Below are 13388 nucleotides of genomic sequence, written 5' to 3'. Positions count from 1 at the left end.
GGTATGACGCTTATGATGCTTTTTCGCGCGGCGCGTCGCATCGGTGCGCAGCTCCCAGCGTCGTTGACAGCCATCGAGGTTTGACCGCCGTCGTGTGACCGAGCACCGTGTGCCGCGATGGCACCGCGCGCTGGGAGCTGCGCGCGGTCCAGAAACGTGTTTCGCCGCATGACGGCGGTCGATCAACCACATGCTGCAACAATTCCTAGCTTCAATGCTTCGCAAGTCAGGCTGTTGAACAGTCCGGCCACGACCACGGAGATCCCCCCGTCAGTACGCTGCATGAGCCGCCCAGGTTTTGCAGCTCCGTTACTGCAAAAATACAGGTCATAAGACCAGAAAGGACCGTTTCGAGCCATTTACCTGCGAAAATACATCAAAAAAGCAGAATAGTACCTTATATGTAGGGTTCTGCGGGATATTTGATGTATTATTGCAGTTACTCCGGCTGTATGCAGCAGTATTGAATTAAGGAGATGTACTTTTGCAGGTATGTGCGTGTTATATAGTAGTTAAGTAGTTATATAGTAGATACAGCTGGGATTTAGCCTAAAAGTGCAGCTATGGGATGAGAAATCGTTGTTTGAAGCTGTGCGCCAGCAAAGCGCAAGTCTCAAATACGAAAGTCGAGCTAGTGTTGGCTGCATTTGCTGACTGCGTTAAGCTAGTGTTGACTGCTTTACTGCCTGCGTTGAGCTAGTATTGGCTGCTCTACTGCCTGCGTTGAGCTGGTGGTGACTGCATTTGCTGGTTGCGTGAAGCTAAGTGTTGGCTGCATTTGCTCCCTACGTCGAGCTAGTGGCGGCTGCATTTGCTGACTGCGTTGAGCTAATCCTGACTTTGTTTACTTCATGCGACGAGCTGACCTATTTATTGTCAAGTTGCTGCATCGCCTGTTTATCTTAATGTCCGATAGGATGATGTATCGTTACAAGCTTCGTCCCGTCTGGAAAGGTCGCTTCGATCTGGACCTCTTCTATCATATCAGCGACACCGCTCATCAACTGGCTGCGGTTCAAAATCCGCGTTCCATATTCCATCAATTGTGCGACTGTCTTCCCGTCGCGCGCGCCTTCCATTATTTCCGAGGTAATAAGCGCGATACTTTCAGGATAGTTCAGCTTAACGCCCCGACCAAGTCGTCTTCGAGCCAAATCTGCGGCGATTGTAATGAGCAATTTCTCCTTTTCGCGTTCCGTCAGCTGCATGTATCCACCTCTTCCTAATGTTTAATTAGCTTCATTATAACGGGCTCAGTCGATCAAGTAAATCTTTAATGTTAGTTTTAATGACATAATGATGATAGTTGTGTGTCCGATTCCTCATTATCAAATTCTTTTATGCAAACTCAAATCTTGGCAGAGCCGTTTCCAGCACTATTCATCATATGCAGCTCTACAGATTCCTAGCCATTCCACGCCCAATGTGGTAGACTAATAGCTATTGAACTTACTTGGGAGGGACAGGCATGGCTCCAAAAAAAATGCGTTCAGATATGATCAAAAAAGGCTTCGACCGTGCCCCGCATCGCAGTTTGCTCCGTGCTGCAGGCGTTAAGGAAGAAGACTTCAACAAGCCGTTCATCGCGGTTTGCAACTCGTACATTGATATTGTACCTGGTCACGTTCATCTTCAAGAATTCGGCAAAATCGTGAAGGAAGCTATTCGCGAGGCAGGCGGCGTTCCGTTCGAATTCAACACGATCGGTGTTGATGACGGTATTGCAATGGGCCACATCGGCATGCGCTATTCACTTGCGAGCCGCGAAATCATTGCAGACTCTGTAGAAACAGTCGTTAATGCACACTGGTTCGACGGCATGATCTGTATCCCCAACTGTGACAAAATCACGCCTGGCATGATCATGGGCGCGCTTCGCGTCAACATTCCGACGATGCTCGTCAGCGGAGGACCGATGAAAGCCGGCAGAACTTCTGACGGCCGCGCAATCTCGCTGTCCAGCGTATTCGAAGGCGTCGGCGCATTCCAGGCCGGCAAGATCGACGAGCAGAGCTTGACCGAGCTTGAGCAATATGGCTGTCCGACCTGCGGCTCATGCTCCGGCATGTTCACGGCCAACTCTATGAACTGTCTCGCGGAAGGTCTTGGTCTGGCGCTGCCAGGCAACGGCACGATTCTTGCAGTAGCGCCTGAGCGCCGCGAATTCGTTAAGCAAGCCGCACGTCAGCTCATGCAGCTGATCGAGCGGGACATCAAGCCGCGGGACATCGTTACGATCGATTCTATCGACAATGCGTTCGCTCTTGATATGGCGATGGGCGGATCGACGAATACGGTTCTTCACACTCTGGCTATCGCACACGAAGCCGGGATTGAATATCCAATCGAGCGCATCAATGAGGTTGCTGCTCGCGTGCCTCACTTGGCGAAGATCGCTCCAGCATCTGATTACCATATTGAGGATGTGCACAATGCTGGAGGCGTTAGCGCTATCATCAACGAGCTGTTCAAGAAGGAAGGCGCGTTGAATGGCGACTGCCTCACCGTTACCGGCAACACGCTCCGCGAGAATGTTGCAGGCTGCGAAATTAAAGATACCGATGTCATTCATACGCTTGACAATCCGCATAGCGAGCGCGGCGGTCTCGCCGTACTGTTCGGCAACCTCGCTCCAGGCGGCGCTATCATTAAAGTAGGCGCAGTCGATAAATCTGTCGGCGGCTATCATAAAGGACCTGCTATCTGCTTCGACTCTCAGGATGAGGCGCTCGCAGGCATCGCAGGCGGCAAAATCAAAGAAGGCCATGTCGTTGTCATCCGCTACGAAGGTCCTAAGGGTGGACCAGGAATGCCGGAAATGCTGGCTCCTACTTCGCAAATCGTCGGCATGGGACTTGGCGCGAAGGTTGGTCTTGTCACTGACGGACGTTTCTCCGGCGCATCCCGCGGCATCAGCATCGGCCACGTTTCTCCGGAAGCTGCCGAGGGCGGACCTATCGCATTCGTTGAAGATGGCGATATGATCGAGCTTGATCTGGAAGGCCGTGCAATGAACTTGCTTATCAGCGATGAGGAGTTTGAACGTCGCCGCGCGAATTGGAAAGGCTTTGAGCCGAAGATCAAACGCGGCTACCTTGCCCGTTACTCGCATCTCGTTACTTCCGCCAGCACCGGCGGCGTTATGAAAATGTAACTACATTTTCCGCAAAAAGCATTGCATATAAGGCAACTAAAGCCTTGCTCAACAAAGCCATTCCATCAGGAATCTTTGTTGAGCAAGGCTTTTTTCCGAACATAGATTAGTCGGGGGTATTAAACGGGGCTCTTCACAGCAGGCGGGGCTATGATGCTTCCTCAATGCTTGCCGCTGCAGGCTGGGAGGGCGTAATGATTGTCGTTACACTTTTCCGACCGTCAATGCTGACCGGCACATCGCCGTCTACCGTTACTCTGCGAACGATCCGCTGCTGATCCCCGTAGTCGTTCACCGCATAATGCTGTGTCGCGCGATTATCCCAGATGACCACATCTCCGGCCGCCCACCGCCAGCGGACTGTGTTCTCAAGCCGAATGATATGATTTTGCAGCAGGGTTAGAAGATTGGCAGAGTCCGCCGAGGACAGCCCGATAATTCTTTTCGCAAAATGTCCCAGCAACAACGTTCGCTCCCCCGTCTCAGGATGTACGCGAACAAGCGGATGCTCCGTCTCGTATTTGGTCGAAGTGAACACCTCTTTATAATAACGCGCCGCTTCCTCCGTAATTGACGGTTTCTGTGCCGCATAATCGTATTCGTTGGAGTGGACAGCCCACAGTCCATCTACAAAATTGCGCAAATGCTCGGGAAGATGCTCATATGCAGCAGCTGTATTCGCCCAGACTGTATCACCGCCGGATTCCGGCACAACGACAGCTCGGAGTATGGAAGCCTGCGGATACGCATCAACAAAGGAAACGTCCGTATGCCAGGAATCTGCACGCCCGCCATGCGCGGAATTCAGCTCCAGCAGGTAATCCGTCCCTTGCTTGATTGGTACGGTCGGATGAGCGACAGGAGCACCGAACAGACCGGCCAGCGACTCCTGCTCCGCATCGTCAAGATGGTTCTGCCCACGGAAGAAAATCACTTTGTACTTGAGCAGAGCTTCACGAATCGCCGCTGCCTGCGCCCCATCAAGATCCCCTGCAAGCTTCACCCCTCTGATCTCCGCACCGATCCGTCCGGCGATTGGAAGCACCTCAACATTTGTTCCCTCAACAATTCTGTTCTGTTCAACTGTACTCATTCCTATTACCTCCTTAGAGCTTTCCACTGGCTGCACCAGCCTGCGGAAGCAGGTTATTTCTATTGGTGATTCACGTTTCACGTTTGCATCAATGTTCATTAAACGCCTGGCTGCTGACCGCCATCTACTATAATTTCTGCCCCTGTTATCGATGCTGCCTTGTCTGACGCAAGGAATAACACTAGATCTGCAATCTCTTGCGGGTCTACGATACGCCCAAGCGGAATAGCTGCGGCCCGTTCTGCAAGCTGTTGCTCAACGGAAACTCCGTTCGCCTTAGCTTGCTGCTCAGCCAGAACACCCGCTCTCTCCGTATCCGTCAAGCCTGGAGAAACAGAATTGATCCGAATACCGTGCTTCGCCAGCTCTCTGGAGATTCCTTTAGCAAAGTTCAGCAGCGCGGCATTCGTCGTCCCGCCAGGAAGAAATGTGGGTGAAGGCGTTCGCCCCGCACCTCCTACAATATTGACGATGCTCCCACCCCTCCTTTCAATAAAATGAGGCAATATCGCTCTTATTGTGCGTATATAACCAAGTAGCTTCAAATTCCACGTATCCGTGAAATCCTCGTCTGTTAGGTCCAGAAAGTATCCCGCCCTAGCGGAGCCGGCATTATTAATGAGAATATCAATTCCGCCAAAATGTCTGATCGCCGTCTCAGCAACTCGCTGTATAGTCTCCACCTGCTTCAAATCCCCGTCAACAATGACAACCTTAGGGGAATCCTTCTGATCAGACGAAGCCTCCAGCCTGCTCGATACTTCTTGAGACTGGATCGCTATTGCAGCTTCTTCGAGCTTGGCTCGGTTGCGGGACACGATCACGACATGAACGCCTTCCCTATATAAAGACTTGGCGATTGCCAACCCTATACCAGCACTGCCGCCAGTTACGATAGCCGCTTTACCTGCTAAATGCAGTCCCATTTCATTGCTCCTCTCTCTACTCCACTCTCTACTCCCTATCCACCATCTATCCTATCTACTCACTATCTACTCACTATCTGCTCACTATCTGCCCACTATTTACTCACTATCTGTCCACTATTATTCTCTCTCTTCTATCTGCCACTCTCTAACCTCTCTCACTATCTCTACCCACTATCTATCTGCAATTTTTAGACGCTGGCTTGCGACAGAGCTGAGACAGTTGATGTCGCACTGTGAGCTGGACGCTTCAAGCCCAAGTTGTCTCTTAATGTTGTCCCGGAATATTCCGTACGGAACAATCCTCGCCGCTGCAGCTCCGGCACAACATGATCAACAAAGTCCTCAAGCCCGCCAGGCAGGTAAGGAGGCATAATATTGAATCCATCCGCCGCGCCATTCACGAACCATTCTTCCAATTGGTCCGCGATCTGGAGAGGCGTTCCAACAATTTCGCGATGACCCCGGGCTCCTGCAATTCGCTGGTAGAGTTTGCGGATTGTCAGACCTTCGCGCTCCGCGAGATCCTTTAACAGCGTAAAGCGGCTTTTGCCGCCATTAACCTGCTCAAGCTCCGGCAAATCCGGCAAAGGTCCATCGACTGGGTACGGTGATAGATCAAAGCTGATCAAGCTGGAAAGAAGACTAATACCCGCTTCTTGAGGAATGAGCTCTTCGAGCTTCGCCTTTTTCTCCCTTGCCTCCTCTTCCGTTCGTCCAATAATAGGGAAGACGCCGGGCATAATTTTCAAATCATCATGCGAACGGCCATACTTCGCCAAGCGCCCTTTGACATCACGATAGAAGTATTGTGCTTCCTCAAGAGTTTGCCATGCGGTGAAGATTATTTCTGCCGTTCGTGCCGCCAACTCCTTGCCCGGCTCCGAAGAACCGGCTTGAATGACAACAGGATGACCTTGGACAGGACGGGCCACGTTAAGCGGACCTCGCACCGTGAACCATTCTCCCTTGTGATTCAACGTGTGCAGCTTGCTGCGATCAGCAAAAACCGCATTCTCTTTGTCATATTGAAATGCATCATCCTCCCAGCTATCCCACAATCCCGTCACTACGTTAAGGAATTCCTCCGCCCTTTCATACCGGAGTGAATGCAGAAGATGATTATCCTTATTGAAATTAAGCGCTTCGGCCGGGTTTGCAGAGGTCACCACATTCCAAGCTGCGCGTCCGCCGCTCAAATGATCGAGCGAAGCGAATTTTCTGGCTACATGGAATGGCTCGTTGTAGGTTGTAGATACTGTAGCCGCAAGGCCGACATGCTCCGTCACCGCCGATAGTGCAGACAGCAGCGTGATCGGCTCGGGACGTACGGTTACAGTTTGAGATATCGCCTCGGGGAATTTCTCCGAAACTGCATAACCATCCGCAAGAAACAGCATGTCGAATTTCCCGCGCTCCGCTGTTTGCGCCAGCTTCTTATAGAAGCTGAAGCTAAGCACCTGCGAAGCCTCTGTATCCGGATACCGCCAAGCCGCTACATGATGCCCGGGCGTCATCAGAAAAGCACCCAATCTTAATTGCCGTTTCTCGCTCATATGACACCTCCTGAATATTTGCACACGTCCTCTATTCTCGAAACCACTACACACTTATCCTAATCAGCCGATATTTTCTGCATATATGCCCTATGCTCTATGCCCTATGCAGCAAAAACGAATACTGGAGCCCGATGCTTCACTTATGCGATGTACCACAATTCCCCAGATTACCCTACTTACTGCGCAATTTCCGAGCAGGCTGATGCGCTTCATGCTCTGAAAGCGTGTTTTGGGCGCTTACAGCTGACTTCTCGCAGCTCAGATACGCTGTAAAGCGGATTTTCGTGCTTACAGCTCATTTTCGGGCAGCGCACCAGGGCATCGAGATATGAATCGCTTCTCGATACGGCACTGAATTCGTTACTGTTTTCACTACTAGGTTCGATATTCGATTCGGCCAAAATGTGCTAGGCTCTCGGTGGTTCGCTCTTGGTTCGCTCTCGGTTCGCTCTCGGTTCGCTATTGGTTCGCTCTTGGTTCGCTCTCGCTGGGCTCTTGGTTCGCTCTCGTCCCCTCACACGCCCGATACGTGTGACAGCGGAACATCGACAAACTTATTAATCGGCCTGTTCAGGCCGTAATGCTCACGCAGTGTTCTCCCTGTGTACTGCGTGCGGAACAGCCCTCTACGCTGCAGCTCGGGAATGACTTGCTCTGCAAATTCCTCCAGCCCTGCCGGCAAATACGGCGGCATTACATTAAAGCCATCGCTGCCGCCTTGCGTGAACCATTCCTCCAGCTCATCTGCAATCTGCACGGCTGTACCGGCAAAGGTGCGATGTCCCCGTCCGCCAGCCAGACGCTGGATCAATTGGCGAATCGTCAAATTATCGCGCTGCGCCAGATCGGCAACTAATTGAAACCGGCTTTTGTTGCCGTTTATATCCTCAACATTCGGCAGCTCAGGAAGCGGTCCGTCCAGCGGATACGTGAACAGATCCACCTTCAGCATATTGGAGAGCTGGTTCAGTCCATACTCCGGGATGATCAGCTCATTCAGCTCCTGCTCTCGCTCCTTCGCCTCGGCCTCAGTCTTTCCAACAACTGCGGATATGCCCGGCAAAATGGCCAGCTCATCAGGATGGCGTCCGTATTTGCCCAATCTTCCTTTCACATCGGTGTAGAACCGCTGCGCTTCACCCAACGTCTGCTGAGCTGTGAAGATCGCTTCCGCATAACGGGCCGCGAATTCCTTGCCATCCTCAGAGGAGCCCGCTTGCACGAGAACAGGATATCCCTGCGGCGAGCGCGGAACGTTGAGCGGTCCACGCACCTTGAACGATTCTCCGGCATGATTGATCTCATGAACCTTCGCGCTATCGGAAAATGTGCCGCTGCCCCGATCAACAACGATCGCATCATCCTCCCAGCTGTCCCACAGACTTGTCGTAACCTCCAGAAATTCAGCAGCGCGATCATAACGCTTGCTATGCTCAAGATGCGTGTCTTGATTGAAATTGTTCGCTTCAATCTCACTGCCGGAGGTGACGATATTCCATCCTGCCCGCCCCTTGCTGATATGATCCAGAGAGGCGAATTTGCGCGCTACATGGAACGGTTCATTGTAGGTCGTCGATACGGTGCCGATCAATCCGATATGCTCGGTAACTGCTGCGAGAGCGGATAGTAAGGTGAAGGGCTCCAGCCCTGCCAAGGCCGCGCCATGCTTCACATTTTTGCCTACTGCCAATACATCTGCCAGAAACAGCGAGTCGAACTTGGCTTCCTCTGCGATCCGTGCCAGCTTGGTGAAATAACTAAGATCGGTAATATGACGGGGCTCCGTATCGGGATGCCGCCAGGCCGCCTCATGGTGACCGACATTCATAATAAATACATTCAAATTCATTTGCCGTTTATGTTTACTCATCGTCATCGTCATCGCACTCCCTCTCGTTATGTTCGAATTACTCACTCTGGAATTGTCGAATTACTCGCTGTACGATTGCTTCCATGATGTCAGCCTCTTCTCAAGCAGCACTAGCAGAAAGTTGATGATGACCCCAATGACAGAGATCGAAATAATGCCAGCATACATCTCCGGAATTTGAAAGCTGAATTGTGTATATTGAATCAAATACCCAAGACCTTCTTTGGCCCCGACCATCTCGGCCGCCACCAGCACCAGTATCGAGCTTGCGCCTGCCTGCCGAATGCCGACGAAGATCGTTGGGACGGAAGCAGGCAATATCACTTTGCGAAACAGGCTCAGCGGCGACAGCCCCATCGAACGCGCCGACTTGATCAGCAGCGGATCAACATTCCTCACCCCACTGATCGTATTGAGCAGAAGCGGAAAGGCGCAGGCATAGAATACGATGGCTATCTTCGACGTTTCTCCAAGTCCGAGCAGCAGGATGAACACGGGCAAAATCGCCAGGGCAGCCGTATTGCGGAACAGCTCCAGCAGCGGGTTCAAATATTGCGCCACCGGCTTCCACCAGCCTATCGCCAGCCCGATCGGAATACTGGCGGCAATGGCGAGGAGGAAGCCCCCAATAGATCGTGTCAGACTTGCACCTGCATGATCCGCCAAATCGCCTGAGAGCAGCAGTCGCCACCAAGCCTGCAGAACCTCGCTCAATGGAGGCAGGAAGGTCGTATTGACCAAGCCGAGCCGGGGCGCAGTCTCCCAGAGCAAGAGAAACACGAGGATCGCCACAGAAACCTTGAAGCCTCTGCTCAATTGAAATATCGACCATCTCAGAACATTAGCGCTATTGCTGCCCGCCCGCTTGTCGTTGTCTAGCCGAACGAGAATCTCTCCTGTGCCCCAGTTAGCCATCGGAAGCCACCCCTTTAACTTTGGATTTCGAGCCTGTTGCCTTTAAGCTTTTATCCTTTTCCTGCTCCTGCGCACGATGCACCTCATCCTTGAGCAAATCCCATATCTGATGCCTGATCCTCACAAATTCTGGGTTGGAGCGCAAATCCTCCTCCGTCGTTCGCGATTCGAACGGAACCTCGATTACTTCTTTAATTCGCCCCGGACGCGAGGTCATGACCGCCACCCTTTGCCCCAGATAGACGGCTTCCTCGATCCCATGCGTGATGAAAATAATCGTCTTCCTCGTCGTCTCCCATATGCGGAGCAGTTCACTCTGCAGCGTCTCCCGCGTCTGTGCATCCAGGGCGGCGAACGGCTCATCCATCAGCAGCACCTCAGGGTCATAGGCGAGGCTGCGCGCAATGGCGACCCGCTGCTTCATTCCGCCTGACAGCTCATGCGGATATCGGTGCTCGAAGCCGGCCAGACCAACGAGGTTGATATATTCCTGCGCAATTTGCTTGCGTTCCTTCCACCCGACACCCTTCGTCTCCAGACCGAATTCGACATTGGCAAGCGCCGTCTTCCATGGAAATAAGGCATACTGCTGAAACACAATTCCTCTGTCCAGATTCGGCCCGGCAATCGCTTTGCCGTCCAGCAATATTTGTCCGCTGTTCGGCTTCGTCAATCCGGCTAGCAGGTCGAGCAGAGTCGATTTGCCGCAGCCGCTCGGTCCAACGATAACCATAAATTCTCCCTGCTTCACATCCAGATTAATATCCTGAAGTGCGGATACCGGCTGAAGAACCTCCTTCAGATGGCCCAGATTGCGTTTAATCCGAAACGTCTTCTGAACGTGTTGAATGCTTATTTTCGCTGTCATTGTGAAGCACCTCTCCCCGATTATTTCTTTTCATTCAGAAATGGGTTGAACTCATTCGTAAACAGCTTCTTGCCGTCCAGCTCGCCTTTCGTGATGGTCTCCTCTTTCACCAGCCAGTTCACCCAGGTGTCGAACTCCTTGTCATTGATCAAGCCGCCCTTGCCCGCGATCCCTGTACTTTTCCAGTACTTAATGTTGCTGGCGTCCTCTTTCCGTCCGCGCTCTGCGATGATTTTCTCGAAGCGGGCCACAACCTCATCACGAGGCGTTGTCCGCGCCCATTCGATCGCTTTGGCCGTCGCTTCCACAAATTTGCGCGCCGCATTGGGATTATCCTCGATGAATTCATTCTTCAGCACATAGCTGCCTGCGCTAAATATGCCGAACAGATCCTTGTCCGTGAACAGCGGTTTAATGCCGCCCCGTTCCAATGCCTTATCGCGAAGCACGCCGCCGAGTGTCGCCACATCCACCTGATTGGCTCGAAGCGTCTGCTCGCCGGTAATCGGCGGTACGACCACCAGGGTTACCTGCTTGATCTCATCAGCCGTCAATCCGGCACGGTGCAAATATTCTTTGATAACAAACTCATGATGAGCGCCCAGCGTATTCACCGCTATTTTCTTGCCGATCAGATCTCTGGCAGACTTGATGGGGCTGCCCTCCAGCACGTAGTAGCCATTCCACGTATTCTCATCAACGCCGTAATAAGAAATAACTGGTGTAATCGGCGCCTTGGCTGCCAGCAGCTTGACGATGGCCCCATTGAACGCCCCGCCGAAATCCGTATCGCCCGTCACAACCGATTGGATATCCTGTGGTCCACTTATAGTCGTGCCGATAAAATTAAGCTTCAAGGGCGCCAAATACCCCAGATCTTCCGCCAGCTCTGGATAAGTTACCGTTCCGACGCCGCCTTGATAACGCAGCTCCGTTACCTCCAGCCCATCTTTACTGGCTGAGCCTGCTCCTGATGCTTCTTTATTGCCGCATCCTGTCAGAAGGATGGATGTAGTGAGAATAAGTGCTGCCGCTGCGCTTAATAGCAATGAAGCTGATTTCTTCATAATTGACGACCTCCCGAGTGTTCATGTATTGGATGCGGGATAGATAATCCCGGCTGCTGGGCCGAAAAGGGTATAAAAAAAGACGCATGCATCTCTACGATGATCGTCTCTCCGGAAGTCCGGTCGGTTTATTTTTATAATTCCTATCGACTTACTTTGATTTAATGAACATCCTACCTTTACAGGAAGGTCATGTCAACAGTTTTTTTCATGGCTTTGTCCCTCTTTTTCCCGAGTGTACAGCCTTGCTTTCGTTCCAAAATTGCGCATTAATGAAGGGATATATTGAGGTTGACACCTCAAATAAGTGTGCTATGATAAAATCCACAGTTATCCAATTGCACCAATTGGAATTAATAATCGACCGGTCTACTGGAGACATGACATTGTCAATGATGACATAGCTATGTCTCTTTTTGCATGCTCATCAAGGGGTGATCTCACTGACTGCGAATACGATGCGCGCCACCAAAGATGCTGCGGAGGCCAGCGCCTGGCCTCTATTAGCGATCTTGATTCTGGGGTCCTTCATTTCCATTTACAACATCTGCTCGATGAACGTCGGACTGCCGGCCTTCATGCGGATATTCGATTCCGATCTGGCGACCGTGCAATGGCTAATGACAGGCTTCACGCTAACGACCGGCGTCATTACGCCAGTTGCTGGCTATCTCGGCGATCGTTACAGCAACAAAAACTTGTTCTTGTTCTCGATTGCCAGCTTGTTGATCAGCTCGATTCTGTGCGCTGCTGCATGGAACATTTACAGTCTGATCCTCTTCCGAATGCTTCAAGGTCTGTTCTGCGGCTTGATTCAGCCTGTTACGCTGACCATTATTTTTCAGGTGATTCCGGCAGCCAAACGGACGATGGCCATTAGCTTATGGTCGGCTTCCACCATATTGGGACCTGCTCTTGCCCCTACGATTAGCGGCTGGCTGATGGAGCATAACTGGCATTGGATGTTTCTAGTGCTTATCCCCGTCTGCCTGTTCACCTTGTTCATGGGCTGGAGAATCATTCCTTATTACCGTTCCAACGCCGCACGCCGCATGGATAGTCTGGGATTGGCATACGCAGTAATCGGAAGTCTTGCCTTACTATTCTTCTTGGGGAAAGTCCATGACTGGGGGTGGACTTCGTGGCGGTCAGCCTGTTTGCTGGCTTTCGGTATCGGAGCGCTGTTCCTGTTTATTCGACATGAACTGCGTATCAAAGAGCCGCTGCTGCAGCTTCGGCTTTTTCGCAATCGCATCTTCACGGCAAGCATCTCTGTGTCTGCGGTCCTAATCGTAGCCCTATACTCCGGCATCTATTTCATACCGCTATATTTGCAGGAAATACACGGGATGTCCCCGTTTCATGTCGGCTTGCTGCTGCTGCTTCCTTCGTTGACGCTTGGCGCGGCTACTCTCTTATCCGGCTATTGGTATGATCGGATCGGCCCGCTTCGGCTAGTTCTGGCAGGGGCTTCTCTCGTTGTGCTGGCCTCGTGGAAATTCAGCTTCCTGGAGCTCGACACGAGCCATGGCTATGTAGCCTTGTGGATGGCGGTCAGGTATATAGGCATCGGTCTATCCTTGACCCCTGCTATGAATGCAGGGATGCGGGCTGTTCCCGCTGAGTTCTACAGCCACGCTTCGGCATTGATTAACTGGCTTCGCCAAATATTCGGCGCATTAGCGCTCGGTCTGTTCACCTCCATCTTCTACGCGCGAATGGATTCGCATACCGCGACTTTGCAGCAATCGACAGAATCCGAGAGCGTGCAATGGATTCATTCGACAGCCTATACACTCAGTATTGATGATGCTTTTCTGTTCGCAGCTGCCTTTGCCGTTGTAGGGCTACCCTTGGCATTGCTGCTGAGAAGGGGTTTGACTTCGTCTTCTTAATATTTTTCCGCGGGGAGTTGGGGGATAGCATTATCGTGAGA

General features: G+C 51.9%; 10 protein-coding genes. 2 read left to right on the top strand and 8 right to left on the bottom strand.

All coding sequences use genetic code 11. The annotated features are described in order from the left end of the window. Positions 1–902: 902 nt before the first annotated feature. Positions 903–1208 (bottom strand): urease subunit gamma, encoded by a 306-nt coding sequence (locus tag L6H65_RS09060; protein ID WP_236340196.1) that lies wholly within the window; start codon positions 1206–1208, stop codon positions 903–905. Between the two features lie 260 nt (positions 1209–1468). Here L6H65_RS09060 and ilvD point away from each other — a divergent pair, with 260 nt between their 5' ends. Continuing rightward, positions 1469–3154 (top strand): dihydroxy-acid dehydratase, encoded by a 1686-nt coding sequence (gene ilvD, locus L6H65_RS09055; protein ID WP_236340195.1) that lies wholly within the window; start codon positions 1469–1471, stop codon positions 3152–3154. A 148-nt stretch (positions 3155–3302) separates the two neighbouring features. On the opposite strand, the gene L6H65_RS09050 is transcribed toward ilvD, so the two are convergent. The 7 genes from L6H65_RS09050 to L6H65_RS09020 form a co-directional block, all read right to left on the bottom strand. Beyond that, the gene (locus tag L6H65_RS09050) at positions 3303–4247 is read right to left on the bottom strand and encodes a TauD/TfdA dioxygenase family protein (RefSeq protein ID WP_236340193.1); all 945 of its coding nucleotides are present in this window, start codon (positions 4245–4247) and stop codon (positions 3303–3305) included. A gap of 98 nt (positions 4248–4345) precedes the next feature. After that, positions 4346–5173 carry an SDR family oxidoreductase gene (locus L6H65_RS09045; protein ID WP_236340191.1) on the bottom strand — a complete coding sequence of 276 codons (828 nt, stop codon included), beginning with the start codon at positions 5171–5173 and terminating at the stop codon, positions 4346–4348. Positions 5174–5364: 191 nt separating this feature from the next. Beyond that, complete coding sequence (locus L6H65_RS09040) at positions 5365–6729, bottom strand: LLM class flavin-dependent oxidoreductase (protein ID WP_236340189.1); 1365 nt, start codon at positions 6727–6729, stop codon at positions 5365–5367. A gap of 517 nt (positions 6730–7246) precedes the next feature. Beyond that, on the bottom strand, positions 7247–8602 hold the full coding sequence (locus L6H65_RS09035; protein WP_236340658.1) for an LLM class flavin-dependent oxidoreductase: 1356 nt from the start codon (positions 8600–8602) through the stop codon (positions 7247–7249). Between the two features lie 60 nt (positions 8603–8662). Then, positions 8663–9517, bottom strand: a complete 855-nt coding sequence (locus tag L6H65_RS09030; RefSeq protein ID WP_236340187.1) for an ABC transporter permease — start codon at positions 9515–9517, stop codon at positions 8663–8665. After that, positions 9510–10385: an ABC transporter ATP-binding protein gene (locus tag L6H65_RS09025; protein ID WP_236340186.1), complete on the bottom strand. Its 876-nt coding sequence runs from the start codon at positions 10383–10385 to the stop codon at positions 9510–9512. The genes L6H65_RS09030 and L6H65_RS09025 overlap by 8 nt, the downstream gene beginning before the upstream one ends. Positions 10386–10405: 20 nt before the next feature. Next, complete coding sequence (locus L6H65_RS09020; protein WP_236340184.1) at positions 10406–11452, bottom strand: ABC transporter substrate-binding protein; 1047 nt, start codon at positions 11450–11452, stop codon at positions 10406–10408. Between the two features lie 434 nt (positions 11453–11886). Here L6H65_RS09020 and L6H65_RS09015 point away from each other — a divergent pair, with 434 nt between their 5' ends. Next, entirely contained in the window at positions 11887–13347 is a 1461-nt protein-coding gene (locus L6H65_RS09015; protein WP_236340176.1) for a DHA2 family efflux MFS transporter permease subunit, read from the top strand. Positions 13348–13388: the final 41 nt, after the last annotated feature.

Source organism: Paenibacillus plantiphilus, from assembly GCF_927798095.1.
GTDB classification, from domain to species: Bacteria; Bacillota; Bacilli; order Paenibacillales; family Paenibacillaceae; genus Paenibacillus_Z; species Paenibacillus_Z plantiphilus.
The sequence above is the reverse complement of the archived record's forward strand: the minus strand, read 5'-3'. Positions and strand labels throughout refer to the sequence as shown.